Raw genomic sequence first — 18,971 nt, forward strand, 5'->3', positions numbered from 1 at the left:
CTTTTTGAGAAAATTTTTTTCAAAAGATGCAAAAAAAAAAAAAAACTATGGTATAAATTATATTGAATGGAGCAACAAACATCGGCTCGTTTATTATGTTTTTTGCTTTGTTAAACTAATTTTAAATGAGGTATTCAATATTGAGCAAAAGGAAGTTGTTTTTATTAACTTTAGGCATTATTCCGACTTTATCTATGTCGTCTGTTGTTTTATCATGTCAAAATAGAAATGTTATGGAGCCATCCCCTAAACCAGATTCTGAACAACCACATAATAATACACATATGCATAATCCTAATGAAAATAATGTTGAGGAAGGAATCAATGATTCAAAACCTTTAACTCCTCCGCATAAAAAGAAAAAAGAAGAAAAAAATCCGCAAATTATCCTGGATCCAACTATTAAAAATAAAGGCAACAATACTAATGTTATTCCGCAAATTAAATTAGGCCCCTCTATAAAAAAGAATAAAGAAAATAATATAATTCCACAAATACCGCTCGGACCATCAATTAATAATAAAGCAGATGAACCAAAGAAAATTCCGCAGTTAGAATTAATTCCTGCCCCAAAGTCAGAAGTCCCAAATTTACCAAAAATTCCTTCACCAAACGATAAAACACAACAACTATTGAATACTCCGTTAGGTGATTTTCTAAAAAGTGAAGGTGTAGTTGAAACTTTATTTTTAAAGGGTGTAAATCCTAATTTTAGTAAATTTTTCCATTATATTAACGCAAGCGACGATATCGATAGCTGATGATACGCTCACAATGATAATGAAGAAGGATGATTTGATATCAATAAAGATTTTGACCGTGGTGATAATTTACTTTGTGCTGCAGTAGTTGCAGCAAATGCTATTCACTATTGAAGCATACAAAACAAGGACTATATTAATAAGTATTTAAATGATCCACAAAAAGGAATAATAGGAAAAAATAATGAAATAGATTTTCGCGAAATTAATAAGTTTCTTGAGGCTAATAATGATAATATAAAAACAAAAACAGAACATAGTCAATTATTTGAAATTTTTAAGAAACTTTATGTCGGGCGCACTGTTTGGCCAGATAAAATTTTTGATACTTATATAAATGGTTATGGTTATTCTAATAGGCAACAACGCAACCAAGAAATTAATTATGAAAAAGGTAAATCTGGATTTCTTGGGTTCTTTAAGGACGTTTTTGGTAAACACTTATTAACGGACCGTTGACATTTTGGTTATGGCGCTTACGCAAAACCACTCTCAGATAGACTTAGACGAGAAATTGAAGCTAATAAGGCTATTGGTATATCTCATACATATGGTAGCGTTTCAATTAATCACATTATAAATGTTTGGGGAGCTGATTTTGATAAAGACGGGATAATAAAGGCTCTTTATGTAACTGATTCAGACGATCCGAGATTTTCATTTGAACAGGAAGGCGTTAGAAAACGTCTTGGTATTAAAAGATATAGAGTTGATTTTAACGCTGCCGATGGAAAGGTATATATTGGAGCAAGAAAAGAAAATATAACGCAAGCACTAGATATATATAGTTTTGGGTTAGGCGTTAACTATTGGGAAGATTATTTTAATAATCAATCTAAAAATAAGTCATAAAAAATTCAGATTAAAAGGATCTGAATTTTTTTATTATTTTGGTATCGTAGATAATTTTGTGTAATTACTATTCTCAAATCACTTACTAAAAAGTAAGCCAGAGATTAATTTACACAAAATTTTTTTATAATACCCCTATTTATGTTATTTTGATACTAGTTCTGATATTGTTTTAACCATTGCAAACATTGGTTTTTCATTAATATCACATGTCCCGGCTATATCAAAGTGTATATATTCTATATCGTTGGTAAATTCTTTTAAAAACATCGCCGCTGAAGAAGAACCAGCATTTCCGGTAAAATCTGTATTTTTTAGATCCGCAACAATTGAACCTTTAATATATTCAGCATATTCATCATCAAGTGGCATTCTTCACACTAATTCATGTTGAATTTTTGCGGCATTTTTTGTATCTTCTCAACCCTTTTTAGTTGTTGATCATACCCCGGTGTATGTGTCGCCTAAAGCCATAATCATTGCTCCAGTTAAGGTCGCAACATCAATTAATCTTGTAGCTTTTAGTTTTGTTGCACCATAGTATAAACCATCAGCCATAACTAAACGACCTTCGGCATCAGTATTATTTACCTCAACAGTCTTTCCGCTCATTGAAGTTCAAACTGAATCAGGAAGTGAGGCGTCACCATTAACTCTATTATCGGTAATGCACATGATAGCTGCTACATTAGTTTTTGGTTTAGTTTGAGCAATTATTTTCATAACGGCAGCTACAACAGCAGATCCGCCCATATCATATTTCATTCCATTCATATGGCGACCGGTTTTAATATTGTAACCACCCGAGTCGAATGTAATACCTTTACCAACCAAAACGGTTTTTTCTTTTGATAATTCGTTACCATTATATTCTATAATAACAACACGTGGCTCGTAAATTGAACCTCTATTAACTGATAGTAGCAGACCCATGTTTAGATTTTCAATTTGTTTTTTGTTTAAAACTGTTATTTTTAGATTTTGATATTGGCTTAGTTCCTCTTGTGCAATTATTGCTAGTTGTTCAGAGTTTAGTTCATTAGGGGGTGTAACACCTAAATTTCTTGCTCAATTTAGTGCTTCAGATAGAATCACCGCCTTGTTAAAGTGGGCTATTAAATCGCTTGTAGGATTTTGCAAATATAGTGAAAGATTGTTATGATTTTCTTTTTTATAGATGGTTTTTTTATTATAAAGTTTGGCTGCTGAAAAATTTATTCCTTTTGTAAATGCATCAACAGTGTCATAGATACATATTTTGTTATCAACAGGAAATGTAGCGACATCGATTTGATAATTTCTTGCAGCATTTGTAGCTAATGATTTAGCAAAATCAAAAATATTATTATAATTGATTTTTTCTCTTTCTCCCATGTAAACATAAGCAACATTTTCGCTAAGAAATTCTGTAATTGTAAAATCCTTTTCGACAAGATTTTTTGGTAATTTATCACCCTTAAAGACTGCTTTTAACAATAGAAAATCATTACGTTTTTCATCAATTTTTTTAATTAGTTCCATAGTTTTAAATTACCTTTCTATTTTTGCTTTTCAGCTAGTTCAACTAATGTTGAAACTAGGATCCCCAAGCCCATATTTTTTGCATCAGCAGTTCCGGCAACATCACAGTGAATAAAATCAACTTTGTTTGCAAATTCATTCAAAAACATCGCAGCAGAATTGGAATCAGCCTTTGATGAATTATTGTAATTATTTAAATCAGCAATTAGTGATGACTTATTGGTTTTATGAAATTCTTCATGCATTGGAAGTCTTCAAACTTTTTCATGAGCTATCTCTGCTGCTTCCTCAAATTCTTCTCATCTTTTGTCACATGAAGAATAAATACCTGAGTATGTTTTTCCTAGTGCCCTTAACATTGCACCAGTTAGAGTTGCTACATCAACAATCAAAGAAGCATTTAGCTTTGTGGCACCATAGTAAATTCCGTCAGCTAAAACTAAGCGTCCTTCAGCATCTGTATCAGTAATTTCGACAGTCTTTCCACTCATTGATTTAATAACAGATTCAGGTAGAGTTCCATGGGTATCGATAGCATTATCGGTTAGCATCATGATTGCAGCTACATTTGCCTTTATTTTTAGCTGTGCAATTGATTTTAGCGCGTAGGCTACGATGGCAGAACCTGACATATCAAATTTCATCCCATCCATATGGTAACCCTTGGTGTTATATCCACCTGTATCAAAGGTTATACCTTTACCAACATAGACAAATTTTTCTTTGCTATTTGGATTTCCGTTGTATTCGGCAATAACAACTCTTGGCTCATATGAAGAACCAGCATTAACAGCTAACATTAGACCCATTCCTAGTTCTTTAATTTCAGCCTTATTTAATACTTTAACCGATAATCCTTCAACTCCATCGAAATCCTTTTTAACTTCATCAGCGATTCACTCACTTGTCGCTATGTTAGGTGGTGTGATTTGCAGATTACGTGTTTTTGAAACATTTTTGGAAATTATCGTTAATTTTTCAATATATTCAGCATAACTATTTTCTTCAAGAAAAAGTGTTAGTTTAATTTCGTTTTTTTCTTCTTCATTCTTATTTTCACATTTTTGTTTAGCAGAATATAATTTTGCTCCGTGAAATTCCATTCTTGTTATAAACGCTCTTAAAACTTCCTTAACAGTCAAAAAAGGAAGATTTGCAAATGATAAAACATCAATCTGATAACTTCTACGTTTTACATTGATAATATGATCAACCACTTTTATAAAACCGTAGTAATCCTTAATGTCTTTTGAAACATAAATATAAGCAATATTTTTATCAAAGTTTTCGCTAATAAACAAATGATTTTTTGCTACGCAAGAACAAAATTCTTGTCCCTCATAAGCAACTTTTAATAACATATTTTCATTACGTTTTGTTTCGCAATTCGATATCATAAAGTCTCCTTATTAATAAAAAAATACTATTTACATAATAGTATTCTTAAATTATAATCATTTTTAGTTTAAATATATTATTTTGTACTTCAATCAATTTCATTCTTTCCTAGCGATATAAGTTTTTCATTTATTCTTTTAAATATATTACTATTAAAGAAACCCCGCCAACAAGATAGAGGTGAAGGGTGCGCCGTTTTAAATATATATTCTTCCTTAATATTTAGAGTTTTAATAAAGTTTTGAGCATCGATTCCCATGTCTAGAAATAAAATCCCATCATAATATGAAAGAATTTCTCTTATAAGATTTAAGTTAAATATTTCTCAACCTTGATTTTTGTGAGCTTGTGTTTTGTTTTTGAGTGTTGTTAATATTGTATTTAATAATAAGACGCCTTGATTTTTTCAATTTGTAAGATCATTGCTATTAAACTTAATTTGAGGATAGGAATTTTTGATTTCCTTAAAAATATTTTTCAAGGACGCAGGCGTTATTTTATTTTTTGAAGAAAAACAAAGCCCGTCGGCATTATCATTTGTAGGATAAGGGTCCTGTCCTAAAATAATGAGTTTTATATTACTAAAATCAAAATTTGTAAAAGCGTTAAAAACATTATTTTTTGATGGTACTAGATCTTCATTTTTTAATATAATTTCAATCTTTTTTCAATATTCTTGTTCTTTTTGCTTAGCAAGAAAATTTTCAAAATTAAAATTCATGTTTAACTTTTTTCTTGCCTTCATATTGGTATTCAATTGGATATAAATAACCATCTGAAAACTTTATTTTTATTGGTGTTTGGATTTTGTTTTTTGTCGCGCGATAAATTTTTAACCTTTTATTATTAATAATTATGAAAGCGCCTGGCTGATCATTGAATGCCCTTATTTTATTTAGTGCTTCTTGACAGGTTAATGTTTCAAAAATTTCAGCTTCCTCATTTTGAATTTTAGGAGCAAATGTTACTAGATTTTCATCTTGAATTTTTCTTGTGAAATCATTATTGTAAATTTGTTGCAACCAATTACCAATTACTTTTGAAGTTTCTAAGCCTAGTCTATCAAATAGTTCAATAGCGCTGTCTTGTTCTGATATTTCAATTTCTAATGTTTTTAAGATATCACCTGCATCCATTTTATCAATCATTTCAATCAAAGAGATTCCGGCCTTATTATCATTGTTTAAAAGTGTATATTGTATCGGCGAAGCTCCACGGTATTTCTCCAATAAACTGCCATGAACATTTAAAGGTAGTTTATTTGGTAATTTTAAAATGCTGTTTGGAATAAATTGCCCGAATGATGCTGTGATAAAAAAGTCAAAGTCAATTGCTTTTAGTTCTTCATAGATATCTTTGATTTTTTCTGGTTGGTAGAGTTTAATATTGAATTCATTAGCAAGTTGCGCAATTGGGGTTTGTAATACATTTTTGTTTCTATCGAATTTTTTGTTTGGCTGGCTAATTAGACAAGAGACTTCAAAACGTTCATCTTTTATTAATGACTTAAATATTGTTTTTGAAAATTCAGCAGTTCCAGCTAAAACTAATCTAATTTTTTTCATAAAAAAAATTATACTTGATATCCTAAATAAAAATAAAAGCTAACAAAAGTTAGCTTAATAGTTTTTAATTGTATAGTAATATTTTTTTGTTTCATTATTTTGGTTGATGCTAAAAAGTTCATATTGTAAATTATTTATAAAATTTGATCTGTTATTTCGATATGTTGTGGTGCGGCGCTTATTATTTTTAAATCTAGCATAGAATTTTTTGCCGCTATTATTTCATACATTATCATTTAATAATGAAATAATTTCCTTATTATCCTTTTTATTCAGGTCATATGTGCCGTTGTTATCAAGGTCAACTCATAATTTAACATCAAACTTCTTATTTTTAAATTTCTTATTAAGAATATTCCTATCTATATTTTTAGCAAAATATGAAACATATTGATATTTGTCTTTAAATAACTTTGGATATACTCATGATTCATCATAGTAATCTTTTTGTTTGTTATCTTTGATATTAAAATAGTATATAGAATTTCAGACCTTTTTCGTTGTAAGATTATAATTTTGCAATTTATAATCAATTTCCAGAGTATTATTGTTATCATTTAGGTCTACAAAAATTAGTTTAGATTTGATACGATTATTTTTCTTTTGTTCAATAATTTTTTGTGGTAATTCAAAATACCCGCCTAGATTAATATTCTTTGAATCGTTATTTTGAATATTATAATTTGCAAAACTTATAAGTTCTCCTCAACCCATTAGGTCAACATAAGCTTTGAACAAACCTTTATGGTGCGAGTTACCAACATTTGCAAATGGACGCTCATATTCATTTGTTCTAATATTATAAATACTTGAACGGAAGTTTTCTAGTTGGTCTTTAAAAACTCAATTGGATGCAAATGTAGCTAATTCATTTGAATTTGAAAAATTACCTTTTCTCAAGATAGCGATATTTTTTAGGATATCATCACCAGCAGCATTAAAAATTAATTCACCAGTTCGATTGTTTTTTCTAAAATAAAAATAGTTTTCAAATTGGCTTCGATTAGAGTTATAAAACCAAGCATTTGGCCCTAGTGAAAGCTTAATTATTTCTCTTGGTACAAGCTCAGTAAATGAGAAAAGATATCTTATTGATTGCAAATTAGTTGGTTCAATGAAAGAAACATTTTGATATTTATTATTATTGAAATAAAACCTTCTAGAATCAAGCGGTTCATATTTTTTAGCCTCAAGAGGTGTTATTTTAACGTTTGCTATCCTAAAAAGTTCATTGGCACTATAAAACTTGTAAACTGGTAATTGGTCTTGGTCATGCAGAAAATCTTGACTATTTCTTAATAAAAGTTTATTATCTCTTGTGTTATCATAGTTTAAATTTTTACGAAATTCATTCAAAAATTTAGCATTATTTGTTTCTATATGATAATAGTTGTGATCACCCTCATATTCAATAAGATCACTATTTGCAAGTTCATCACCCCTTTTTATTGATTTATTATACATATTATCAATATGATGAGTGTATTCATGCATTAGAGTACCAAAAATAATTTCAATTCTTTTTTCTACTGGTTGATTCAAAAGTTTTAGATTGTTTTCAACTATTTTATTTACAAAGATGTACATTTCGCGATTTGCAGGAAAATAAGCCCCGTTAGTTCGATCTTCTTGCAATTCATCATTTGGCACATTTATATTGATTCTTTTAATTGCGTTTATTTCTGGACCATAAAGTGCCCTTTGTTTAAACATTTTATTTAGTAAAAGCATTCCTTTTTTTCCTAGATAATAGACAGGTTCTCCGTTTGGTGTTCTAGCAATTGGTTTTTCGACAAAACTTAAATTTCCCACTTTAAAATTTGGATTAAGTTCTCTTGATGAATTACTTGTTTTTCTATTAAAAATAAGAGCATCATCGCTTGTTCTTATTTCAAAAGGGATATTATCTTCGTTTAATGATGTTTTGCTTAAATCATTTTCTGAATTTCGCAACGGAACAATCCCCTCATCAATAACGCCACCATCTAATTTCTCAAAAACTGCTTTATAACCAAAATAACCAGCCGTGGCAATAAAACCTGCTGATATAGCAAAAATTGATAAACCTAGTAGAAATTTTTTTCCACTAGGTTTTTTCTTTTTTTCTTCTAACATAAGCCTCCAGTTTTTGAATATTATATTTTTTTAAGGCATTTAATAAATCAATATTAAATATTTTACTCTTATTTTAAAGTTATTATAATTATTAGTATGTTAAGAATTATAGCCGGAAAATACCGTTCAAGATTATTAAAACAACCTTCCTCTAAAACAACAAGGCCAACAACCGATAGAGCAAAAGAGGGCATTTTTTCTTCAATTCAATTTAATATTGAAGGTCGAGAGTTTCTAGATTTGTTTTCTGGATCTGGTTCATTTTGTCTTGAAGCCTTATCTCGTGGAGCAAAAAATGCCACATGTGTTGAAAAAGACTACGAAGCATATAAAATAATTATTGAGAATAAAAATAGTCTTAAAGAAAGCAATTTGTTAATTATTAATACTGATGCATTATCTTTTTTGTCCAAAAATAAGGATAAAAAATATGACTTTGTTTATTTAGACCCACCCTTTAGGGAAAAAGAATTGCTTGTTAAATGCATTGATATATTAGCTTTAAATAATATGATAAATTCTAATGGAAAGATTATTATTGAAACTGATTGGAATAATTTCACATATAAAAATAATCATTATGAGGTAGTAAAACAAAAGAAGTATGGAAAAATTTTTATTTACTTTATTGAAAACATAAAGTAAATATTTTTTATATAATTAATTATTAATATAATTAATATTCTAATAGTACTTTAAATATTCTGAAATAAAAAAGATGAAGGAGAAAGCATGGAGAAAAAATTAATTATTTTTACCGGACCTTCTGGTGTTGGGAAGGGCACAATTGAAAAATATTTGTTTGATAATAAGGACTTAAAATTAAAATTATCGGTTTCAATTACTACCCGCGAGCCAAGAGAAGGCGAAGTTGATGGTATTCATTATTATTTTGTTCCAATTGATACATTTGAAACATTTATTAAGGAAGATAAGGTTTTAGAATATTCAAAGCATTTTGATAATTATTATGGAACACTAAATTCAGAAGTGGCAAATATTTGTGCCTCAGGAAAAATCCCATTTTTAGAAATCGAAACTAATGGTGCCTTGCAAATTATTAACAAGTATCGTAAAGAAGGTAGAGAAGGTGAAATATGTTCAATATTCTTAATGCCTCCATCATTAACAGAATTGGAAAGAAGAATTGAAAATAGAAATACTGAAACATATGACCTTATTTTAAAAAGATTAGATAAAGCAAGAGAAGAAATAATTCTTTCTTCGATTTTTCAACATGTTGTTATTAATAATTCAATTGAAGAAACCGCTAATAAAGTTAAGGAAATTATCAAACAAAATTTTTCTCACATTATTGATGTAAAACAAAAAGCAGAACCTGGTAGAAAGGCTTAAAAAAAGTAGAAAAATGAAATATGTTATTAAAACTGATAAAGGAAAATATCGTAACGAGAACCAGGATTGTGCATCAATCAGTTTTTTAAATAATTGAACATTAGCTATATTATGCGATGGGATGGGGGGTCATTTTGGTGGTGCCTTGTGCTCACAAAAAACAGTGGAATTACTAGTTAGCTATTTTCAAGAAAGTTTTAACGATAATATTCAATTTAATGATAGAAAAAATATAAATAAATGATTTAATACCACACTAAGCTATATTAAAAAATCACTTAAAGATATAGTTAATAGTAAAAATATTGTAAATTATCAAGATATGGGCACAACTTTAACGGCTGCCCTAGTTTTTAATTTAAACAAACAAACTTATGTATTTAATATTGGTGATTCTCGTACATATGCATATAATGGCTTATTACATCAAATAACTATTGATCAAAACGTTTTACATGAACTTGCAGAAATCAAAAAAATAGATATGGATATTGTTAAATTATTACCTGATGCCAATAAGTTAGTTAGTTGTTTGGGACCTAATAAGAATATGAAATGTGATAGTTTTTTATTGAAGAGCAGTGAAGAAATTAAATATATTTTATTGACATCGGACGGAATACATGATTTTGTTGATAAACCAACAATTGAGCAAATCCTTTTAGATAAAAAACTTAACCTTGATAAAAAAGCTCAAAAATTAATTGATATTGCGAAGAAAAATCAATCAAGAGATAATTTAACAGCATTGATATTGGAGCTTTAATTATGTTGAAGAGATTGGATAGATACGAAAATGTAAATAAACACTTTGAGGACTTTGTCTTAATAGGAAAAGGGGGGTATGGTGAGGTTTATTCTGCTTGTTATAAGAAGACACAAAAGAGAATGGCAGTTAAAATACTCACTGTTCCAGATATAACAAAAAAACAAGTTAATCAAATCCGCTTTCAGAACGAGTGCAACGTTTTGAAAACAATTAAATCGCCGAATGTAATCAAGATGATTGGCTACTATGTAAGCGCAGACGAATCTTATTATGCAATGGAATTAATCAAAGGAACCAATCTCAAGGCATTAATTGCAAAACACAAAAAAATACCTGTTGATGAAGCAATAAGAATTGCGAGAGAGATATGCAGGGGATTGTATGATATCCATTCATCTAATGTTATCCACCGAGACTTAAAACCAAGCAATATAATTATTGAAAATGACACCAATAGAGTTAAATTAATTGATTTTGGGATATCAATTAACGAGGATAGTTTGCGAGTTACAGCTGATAATAAAACAGTTGGCTCAGTTCAATATTTAGCTCCTGAGATTCCCTTGAAAAGTCAACCAGCCTCAATTCAAAGTGATATCTATGCTTTTGGTATGATTTTGTATGAAATGCTTTCAGGACATCCTGTTTATCAAGGGATTGATGCCCAATCTATTTTACTGCTTCAAATAAACGGTACAATACCACCTTTAGAAGGTGTTGGGAAAACTATTCCGCAAGCTGTTGAAAATATTATAATAAAATGTACAGCTAAAAATCCTCAAAATCGCTATTTAAATTGCTTAGACATAATTAGTGATCTAGATCATTGTTTAACACCGCAAGCAAGTATGGAAAAGCGGCTTGATCTTGAAAATCATGAGCAAAAGAAAAAAAAGAAATCACACAAGGTACTAAACATTGTTTTGATAACACTGGGTTCCTCAATAATTTTTGGATTATTAATTTATTTAATTGTATATTTAGTTGAATATTATAAAAAGTAGAAGTGAAGGTGTTAAATGGAAAAAGGGAAAATTATTAAGTCGTTAGCAGGCTTTTATGATGTTAAGTCGTTTGGAGATAAACAAATTTATAGAGTGAGAGGTTCGGGAAAACTTAGATTGCTTGATATGAAACCTATTGTCGGCGATAATGTTGAATTTGAAAAAGAAGGATTGATTCATCATATTTTAGGACGAAGAAATTTCTTTATTAGGCCCAAAATTGCTAATGTTGACCAAGCGATTGTCGTTATGTCATTAGTTGAACCGGAATTTAGTTCTCAATTAGTTGATAAGTTCCTTATTATTATTGAAAGCAAGAATGTAGAACCAATAATTGTTTTAACCAAGAAAGATCTAACATCTGCTTCAAGGATAGATTTTTACAAGGAACAAGGTTATAAGGTATTTGAAATAAATTATGAAAATGAAGCTAGTTTTGAAGGCTTGCGAGAAATTTTTAAACATAAGACTAGTTTTTTTGTGGGCCAAACCGGTGTCGGAAAAACGACGCTAATAAATTATTTAGCTAGCACAAATTTTGAAACACAAGCCATTTCAAAGGCGCTAAACCGTGGTAAACATACAACAAGAGAAGTAAGTTTAATTAACTTTAATGGCGGCGAGATTATTGATACTCCTGGGTTTTCATCTATTGAGTTTGATTTAACAATTGATGAAATGCCTGTTGCTTTTAATTCTTTTAGAGAAGCATCCCCTTTTTGCAAATTTAGAAGTTGTAGACACTACCATGAAAGAATTGAGGATTGTGAAGTTAAAAGACGCGTTCAGTGTGGAATTATTAAAGAAGAAAGATATGAAAATTATAAAAGCTTTATGAAGCGTATGTTAGAACCAATATATTAAGGTGGAAAAAAATGGATAATAGACAAATAAGCCCTTCGATATTAGATGTAAAAAGTGATCAACTAATTTCCTATGTTAATTCATTGATTAAATGAGGTGTTAGTAATGTTCATTACGATGTTATGGATACCCAATTTGTACCCAATACGGCCTTAACATATGAAGAAATTAAAAAAATATTTGATCAGTGTCCAAAGCATAATATGGATATTCACTTAATGGTTAAAGATGTTTTTTCTTATTATCATAAATTTAAGGAATTTAGAGCTATTTTAACATTTCATTATGAAGCTTTTGAAAATGAAATAGAGCTCAAAAAACTTATTAAATTAGCAAAAAAGGAAGACATAAAACTCGGCTTAGCCTTTAATCCTGATACAGATGTAAGCAAAGTTATACCATTTCTCAAGGATTTAGATTTAATATTAGCCATGAGTGTCTATCCTGGCAAGGGTGGGCAGAGTTTTATTGAATCTACTTATGCAAAGGTAAGACAACTTAGAAAATATATTGACCAAAAAAATTTGAAAATAATAATTGAAATTGATGGTGGTATTAAGGACTTTAATATTAAAAAATGTTTTGAAAGTGGCGTTGACTTAGCGGTTGTTGGTTCTTATTTGGTTAAAAATTTTTCAAAGGAAACAATCAAATTGTTATTGAGTTAATTGCTATTTTTAAATCAGTTACTAAAAAAGCAAGCCAGAGATTAATTTACACAAAATTATCTACAGTTTCTGTTTATAATCAATCCAATTGCAAATAATTTTCGAAGAAGAGTAATAATAATTTAAAATAACCAAATAACATTCAGAAGATTAAACTCTCCGATTTAGTTATGTTATTTGGTTATTTTTGTCTAATAAATTTAGATTTGTGTGATTACTATTCTCAAATCTCTTACTCAAAAAGTAAGCAGGAAATAAATTTACACAAAATTTACTACATTATCATCAGCATCAATTGCTGATGTCTTTTAACAATGAAAGGATGATTATTGTTTATTTTCGTCTTGTTTTTGATTTTGAGCGCTTAACATTTTATCGATTTTATCGTAGTTATAGAAATCTTTATAATCTAATTTGATGTCTGGTTGAACACCACTTTCAATTTCTTTGTTATCTTTGCCAAATGTAGCATTATTTGGACCACTTATTGTAATAGTTGTTCCATCGCTTAGAGCTAGAGGCATAATGGCTGACATACCGCCACCAGTTTTTTGACCAATAATTTTAGCAATACCCATTTCTTTAACAATACTTGTCAATTGGTTAGCAGCACTAAATGTATTTATACCAACTAGGATGTTTCAATTGTATTGTGTATATGCATCCCCTTCGTATTTATCGTCACCATTAGTATCAACTAAGCCTTTACTTAAACTACCTACTCTATTTAAAATATCGAATTCACGATTTAGAATTGGCTTGTCAGTCATAAAACCTAGTGTTTTAACCATTGATCCAACGCTACCACCACCATTAATAGCAATGTTTAGAACAATGTTTTTTATATTTTTATTTTTTTCAACTTGTTCCATTAAACGGCGCATTAAGTAATATGTATCATATTTTCAAGCATCTGGTGATTTGTTTTGATCTTTAGTTCCATCTTCAAAATGTAATAGGGTAACAAAAGCAGTATTACCAACAAATTTTACATAGTCTTCAGGTTGGAATTTTTCAATTTTCTTTTTGAAATATGCTTCAAAGCCTTTAACCAATTCTGCTCTTTGTTTATTGAAATCAATTCTATATTGACCATAGTCTTCTGGTTTAAGTTTTAGAGGGTCTAGATAATTAGTTGTTTCATAGTATGAGAATGAGTTCATTCTTGTATGTAATTCATTTAATTGCTTATGGAAAATACTGATGTATGCTTCATTTCATTTTTTAGGATCAGTCGATAGAAGTTTTTCTTTATCTTCTTTTTTGATATAGTCTGCAAAAGATTTAATTTGTTTATATTCTCTTAAGCCATAAAAGTAGTCCATTGTAAATGATAAATGGTTAAAGTTTGCTTCTCTTTCTTCCTTGGTTGGTTTGTTGCCGTGGAGATCGTTATCTTTTCTAATTCTTTTTCTTGCTTCTTCTTCAGTTCTACCAAATGAGTCAAGTCCAGCAAAAACATTAGTGAATGTTTTTCCGTTGTAGTAGATATTGTTAAATGTTCAGCTCATAAATAGAGTGTTAAATACTGAAAATGGCACTAGAACTTTATCATCTTTGTAAAGGATATCCATATGATATTTACCTAGATCGAAAGTAACACCTTTATCACTTTCTGGAATTCTTTCATATTCATATTTAGTGAATTCTCCACCATCTGTTAATTCTTGTGGTCTTAATATTTCATAAAAGAAGTCTGTTGTGGTTACAAAAATTGTATTTTTATTTCAATCAATTACCAACTTGTTTGAAATAGTTCCATCAGGATTGCTTGTGTAATAAGTTTTTCTATTCTTTTGTTTATCAACATATGAACTAAATTGTTCTGGGCCAACCAAGCCAGTTAGAGCACTTAAAAATTGATCAATATCAACATAAGCTGTCTTTGATTTATCATCCTTAATTTCATAAACATTAACATTTGAATCGCTAACTGTATATTCAGGATTATAGTTTTTGAAACTGTGAGAGGTAGAACTAATGTTAACCTTGTCATCGTTTTGAGGCTTGATATTGTTTTCTCTTTCAATATCATTTATTATTTCGTTTTTCTCATTTAGTTGATCTTTGATTTTGTTTAATTCATCGTTAGTATTATTTTTTTCTTTTTGTAATTCTTGAATTTTTTGTTCTTTTTCTTGAATTTCTTTATTTAATTTATCGATTTGTCCAGATTGACAGCTTGCAGTTAGTATAGCAATTGGTGCTAGACCAATAGCTGATAATGGAAGTAAGCTTGCTAAAAGTTTAGCTTTTCCTGATTTTTTCATATTTTTTCCTTCTTTACAATAATTTCTTCATTTTAAGAAAACACCGGAATTTTTTGGCCGATGTTATTAATTATTATTAATTTTGTTTTGAGTTAGCGCTTGTTAAAGCCTTGTCAATTGCCTCATCATTATAGAAGTCTTTGTATTCGATTGTAATGTCGGTCGGAACACCACTTTCTATTTCTTTGTTTTCTATTCCAAAAACAGCATTGTTTGGTCCGCTCATAGTAATAGTTGTACCATCTGGCATTACGTTTGACATAATAGCTGACATACCACCACCAGATTTTTGACCAATAATTTTAGCAATACCCATTTCTTTAACAATACTTGCTAGTTGGTTTGCGGCACTAAATGTAGTTACACCAACTAACAAGTTTCAATTGTATTTATCATAAGCATCATTTTCGTATTTGCCATCACCATCGGTGTCAACTTCTGATTTGCTTAAACTATTTGTTCTATTTAGAATATCTTGTTCGCGGTTTAAAATAGGTTTATCGGTCATAAAGCCTAAAGTTCTGACCATAGCAGAAACGCTACCACCACCATTTAAAGATAGATCTAATACAATATTTTTAATTTCTGGATTCTTTTTAACTTCTTCAATTAGATGTCTCATTAGGAAGTATGTATCATATTTTCATGCATTGTCTTTATCACTTATTTCATCCTTTGTTCCGTCCTTGAACTCAAGAAGGGTTACAATAGCTGTATTGCCGTGGTATCTAATTAAATCTTTTGTATCAATATCCTCAACATCCTTATGAAATCTTTCTTTAAATAGCTTTGTTAATTTTCTTAAGGTATCTTGCTCATTCAACAATTTTTGTCCAAAGTCATTTCTTGTTAATGATTTAAAAATATCGGCATCTCATTTTTTTTCACGATACGAAAAAGTATTTAGGTTTGTGTGTAAATCATTTAATTGTTTATGGAAGATATTTATATATGCTTTGTTATATATTTCTGGGTCAGTTGATAATAATTTTTCTTTATCTTCTTTTGAAATATAGTCTGCAAAAGATTTAATTTGTTTATATTCTCTTAGGCCATAAAAGTAGTCCATTGTAAATGATAAATGGTTAAAGTTTGCTTCTCTTTCTTCCTTTGTAGCCTTATTGCCATTTAGATCACCATTCTTTCTTATTCTTTCTCTTAGCTCTTCATTTGCAGTTTCAAATGCATCAAGTCCATCACTTACATTTGTAAATGTTTTACCATTAAAGTAAATATTGTTTGATGTTGTACTCATGAATAAGGTATTGAATATTGAAAATGGAAGTAATACTTTATCATTACTATATAAGATATCCATATTGTATTTGCCCAGGTCAAAGTTGATAAGTTTGCCTTCATCACCTTTGATGCGCGATAATTCATATTCGGTTTTTAGGAATTGCTCACCATCGGTTAATTGTTGTGGTTTAAAAATTTCATAAAAGAAATTAGTGCTTGTTAATTGAATGGTGTTTTTGGCTCAGTCAATAATTAATTTATTTGATATTGTTCCATCTGGATTTTTTGTAAAATATGTTTTTGTATTTTTATCTTTTTCAACATATGAACTTAATTGATTTTGGTCAAATAAACCATCTAAAATCGATATAAACTGATCTAAGTCAATATAAGGTGTCTTAGACTTGTCATCTTTAATAAAAAATGCTTCAGCTTCATTTGTTTCATTTACTGTGTATTCAGCATTATAGTTTTTAAAGTTATATTTTTGGTCTCGAAAACTTTTTTTATCATCATTTTGCGGAGTTACTTTTTCTAATTCACCCTTTAATTTCTTTATTTCTAAATCTTTTTTTGGAAGTTGTTCTTTAGCTCAATTTAGTTGATTGGTAGCTTTATCTTTTTCAACTTGTTCCTTTGAAAGTTGCTGTTCTTTTTTTATAAGTTCTTGGGTTAGTTTATCTTGTTCCCCCGATTGACAGCTTACTGATAGTATAGCAATAGGTGCTATGCCAACTATAGATAATGGTAAACTTGCTAGAAGTTTATATTTTCCTTGTTTTTTCATATTTTCCTTTCAATGTTGTATCTTTTTATCTAGTTTTATACTATCTAAAAACAATTTTATTACTTTTGGCTAAAAGCACAAAATTTATACTAAAAAACATAGAAAAGTTTTAGGTTCAAATAATTAATTAATTAATATAGATAGTGCTTTATAGTTGCTGTTTTAAATGTTAAAAAATGATAAAATTTAGCAATTACCTTAAAGAAAAAAACTAGATTGTATTTTTGTTTTGAGTTTTAATTTGAAATTAACATTTTTTTGTGAAATTAGAAACTTTTATTAAATCTTACAAAGAGAATTACCATCCGTTTTTGCTTATTTGATTAATAAAAACATGGAAATAATTTATTTTGTAAGATATTTTGAAAATGTTATTAATCTTAAAATGATTTTATGTTAAAATTATTGTGCTTTTAATAGCAATAAGTAGATTCATTTCTCACCTAAGTGATTTTTTGCTGGGTCGCTACAGATAAAGATTATTTAATATTTTTGTAGTTAATGAGAAGTGGTCTAAACCCACTTTTTATTTATTTAAGGAGGAAGTTATATATCAAGATAACTCAAACTTTGCAAATAGTCAAAGTAAAAAACCGAAATCAGAATACGTTGTAAATAATGACATACCTTATAAAAAAGTTTTTGTTTTAGGCCCTGATAATGAAAAAATAGGAGTTTTAACTAAAGAAGATGCTTTAGAAAAAGCTTCTGAATATAAGATGGATTTAGTTCTTATCTCAATTGAAAATAACAAACCTATTACTAGAATTATGGACTATGGTAAGTTTAAATATGATAAAAAGAAAAAACAAAAAGCAATTAAGGAAAAACAGTCAGTAACTATTAACCGCGAAATAAGATTAACCCCTTTAATTGGACAACATGACCTTGAAACAAAGGCACGCAAAGTGCGTGAATTTATTTTGGAGGGAAATCGTGTAAAAGTGTCGGTTAAATTTAGGGGTCGTGAGCGTAGCAGAACTGATTTGGGGCACGAAATTTTAGATAAGTTTTATGCGCTTGTCGAGGACATTGCAAAAGTATCAAAAGAGCCAACTTTAGTAAATGAACGTTTTTTAGATATGTATATCGAAAAAGATAAAAAGAAAGTTGAAGCCTTTAACAAAAAAAATAACGAACCTTCACAACCACAAGGAGAATAACATGCCAAAAATGAAAACCAAGAGCGGTTTAAAGAAGAGAATTAAAATAACTGCAACAGGTAAAGTTAAACGTGGAAATGCATATCGTTCACACTTAGCACAAAATAAAACAACTAAGCAAAAACGTCAATCTCGTAAATCATCAACCTTATCAGCATCAGATTTTAAGAGATATAAAGAATTAATTTAATTTTTTAATAAATTATTTGGAAAGGAAAATATTATGCGCACAAGAGGCGGAGTAGTAACAAGAAGAAGACGTGTTAAATGATTAAAACTTGCTAAGGGATACTGAGGACACAAATCTATTGGTTATAAAGTTGCTAAGCAAGCTGTTGTTAAATCATGAACATATGCATTTAGAGATAGAAAACAAGTTAAACGTGAATTCAGAAAATTATGAATTGCTCGTATTAACGCAGCAGCAAGAACAAATGGTATTACATATTCAAGACTAATCGAAGGATTAAATAAAGCAAATATAAATATCAATAGAAAAATGCTTTCAGAATTAGCAATTAACTATCCTGAATCATTTACTTCGATAGTGGAAACAGCCAAAAAAGCTCTATCATTAAAATAATTTTTAACAGCTTTAGTTAGCTGTTTTATTTTTTATGTATATTAATACATAATCAT

At 29.1% G+C, this 18,971-nt stretch carries 17 protein-coding genes; 10 read left to right on the plus strand and 7 right to left on the minus strand.

From position 1 onward, the window contains the following. Nucleotides 1-140: 140 nt before the first annotated feature. The gene (locus ACWXVQ_RS01685; protein ID WP_456013374.1) at nucleotides 141-1,613 is read left to right on the plus strand and encodes an IdeS/Mac family cysteine endopeptidase; all 1,473 of its coding nucleotides are present in this window, start codon (nucleotides 141-143) and stop codon (nucleotides 1,611-1,613) included. 144 nt (nucleotides 1,614-1,757) lie between these two features. Here the strand turns inward: ACWXVQ_RS01685 and ACWXVQ_RS01690 are convergent, their stop codons facing one another. The 5 genes from ACWXVQ_RS01690 to ACWXVQ_RS01710 form a co-directional block, all read right to left on the minus strand. Next, nucleotides 1,758-3,134: a M17 family metallopeptidase gene (locus ACWXVQ_RS01690; RefSeq protein ID WP_444704956.1), complete on the minus strand. Its 1,377-nt coding sequence runs from the start codon at nucleotides 3,132-3,134 to the stop codon at nucleotides 1,758-1,760. Nucleotides 3,135-3,151: 17 nt separating this feature from the next. Further along, nucleotides 3,152-4,531: a M17 family metallopeptidase gene (locus tag ACWXVQ_RS01695; RefSeq protein WP_456013376.1), complete on the minus strand. Its 1,380-nt coding sequence runs from the start codon at nucleotides 4,529-4,531 to the stop codon at nucleotides 3,152-3,154. A gap of 77 nt (nucleotides 4,532-4,608) precedes the next feature. Continuing rightward, the gene (locus tag ACWXVQ_RS01700) at nucleotides 4,609-5,277 is read right to left on the minus strand and encodes a uracil-DNA glycosylase (protein WP_456013377.1); all 669 of its coding nucleotides are present in this window, start codon (nucleotides 5,275-5,277) and stop codon (nucleotides 4,609-4,611) included. Then, the gene (locus ACWXVQ_RS01705) at nucleotides 5,243-6,097 is read right to left on the minus strand and encodes a methionyl-tRNA formyltransferase (RefSeq protein ID WP_456013379.1); all 855 of its coding nucleotides are present in this window, start codon (nucleotides 6,095-6,097) and stop codon (nucleotides 5,243-5,245) included. The genes ACWXVQ_RS01700 and ACWXVQ_RS01705 overlap by 35 nt, the downstream gene beginning before the upstream one ends. Before the next feature lie 54 nt (nucleotides 6,098-6,151). Continuing rightward, a complete protein-coding gene (locus ACWXVQ_RS01710) occupies nucleotides 6,152-8,212 on the minus strand; it encodes an MYPU_1760 family metalloprotease (protein WP_456013380.1) in 2,061 nt (686 codons plus the stop codon). Between the two features lie 96 nt (nucleotides 8,213-8,308). Here ACWXVQ_RS01710 and rsmD point away from each other — a divergent pair, with 96 nt between their 5' ends. The 6 genes from rsmD (at nucleotide 8,309) to ACWXVQ_RS01740 (ending at nucleotide 12,873) form a co-directional block, all read left to right on the plus strand. Further along, a complete protein-coding gene (gene rsmD / locus ACWXVQ_RS01715; protein ID WP_456013382.1) occupies nucleotides 8,309-8,857 on the plus strand; it encodes a 16S rRNA (guanine(966)-N(2))-methyltransferase RsmD in 549 nt (182 codons plus the stop codon). Between the two features lie 87 nt (nucleotides 8,858-8,944). Continuing rightward, nucleotides 8,945-9,568 carry a guanylate kinase gene (gene gmk, locus ACWXVQ_RS01720; protein ID WP_438340563.1) on the plus strand — a complete coding sequence of 208 codons (624 nt, stop codon included), beginning with the start codon at nucleotides 8,945-8,947 and terminating at the stop codon, nucleotides 9,566-9,568. A gap of 13 nt (nucleotides 9,569-9,581) precedes the next feature. After that, a complete protein-coding gene (locus tag ACWXVQ_RS01725) occupies nucleotides 9,582-10,334 on the plus strand; it encodes a PP2C family protein-serine/threonine phosphatase (protein ID WP_456001683.1) in 753 nt (250 codons plus the stop codon). 2 nt (nucleotides 10,335-10,336) lie between these two features. Further along, the gene (locus ACWXVQ_RS01730; protein ID WP_438340565.1) at nucleotides 10,337-11,341 is read left to right on the plus strand and encodes a protein kinase domain-containing protein; all 1,005 of its coding nucleotides are present in this window, start codon (nucleotides 10,337-10,339) and stop codon (nucleotides 11,339-11,341) included. A 15-nt stretch (nucleotides 11,342-11,356) separates the two neighbouring features. Continuing rightward, nucleotides 11,357-12,205 carry a ribosome small subunit-dependent GTPase A gene (gene rsgA / locus ACWXVQ_RS01735; RefSeq protein WP_455966428.1) on the plus strand — a complete coding sequence of 283 codons (849 nt, stop codon included), beginning with the start codon at nucleotides 11,357-11,359 and terminating at the stop codon, nucleotides 12,203-12,205. Between the two features lie 11 nt (nucleotides 12,206-12,216). Beyond that, the gene (locus ACWXVQ_RS01740) at nucleotides 12,217-12,873 is read left to right on the plus strand and encodes a ribulose-phosphate 3-epimerase (RefSeq protein ID WP_456013383.1); all 657 of its coding nucleotides are present in this window, start codon (nucleotides 12,217-12,219) and stop codon (nucleotides 12,871-12,873) included. A gap of 326 nt (nucleotides 12,874-13,199) precedes the next feature. On the opposite strand, the gene ACWXVQ_RS01745 is transcribed toward ACWXVQ_RS01740, so the two are convergent. Both ACWXVQ_RS01745 and ACWXVQ_RS01750 read right to left on the minus strand, forming a co-directional pair. After that, a complete protein-coding gene (locus ACWXVQ_RS01745; protein WP_456013384.1) occupies nucleotides 13,200-15,143 on the minus strand; it encodes a S41 family peptidase in 1,944 nt (647 codons plus the stop codon). Nucleotides 15,144-15,219: 76 nt separating this feature from the next. Continuing rightward, entirely contained in the window at nucleotides 15,220-17,169 is a 1,950-nt protein-coding gene (locus ACWXVQ_RS01750; RefSeq protein WP_456013385.1) for a S41 family peptidase, read from the minus strand. A 548-nt stretch (nucleotides 17,170-17,717) separates the two neighbouring features. Here ACWXVQ_RS01750 and infC point away from each other — a divergent pair. From infC to rplT, 3 genes are read left to right on the plus strand one after another with little or no spacing between them, the layout of a single operon-like run. Then, complete coding sequence (gene infC / locus ACWXVQ_RS01755; RefSeq protein WP_456013405.1) at nucleotides 17,718-18,332, plus strand: translation initiation factor IF-3; 615 nt, start codon at nucleotides 17,718-17,720, stop codon at nucleotides 18,330-18,332. 1 nt (nucleotide 18,333) lies between these two features. Beyond that, entirely contained in the window at nucleotides 18,334-18,522 is a 189-nt protein-coding gene (gene rpmI / locus ACWXVQ_RS01760) for a 50S ribosomal protein L35 (RefSeq protein ID WP_004416337.1), read from the plus strand. 33 nt (nucleotides 18,523-18,555) lie between these two features. Further along, nucleotides 18,556-18,915, plus strand: a complete 360-nt coding sequence (gene rplT / locus ACWXVQ_RS01765) for a 50S ribosomal protein L20 (protein WP_444704966.1) — start codon at nucleotides 18,556-18,558, stop codon at nucleotides 18,913-18,915. The last annotated feature ends 56 nt before the right edge of the window (nucleotides 18,916-18,971 follow it).

Source organism: Mycoplasma sp. 527 (genome assembly GCF_053851595.1).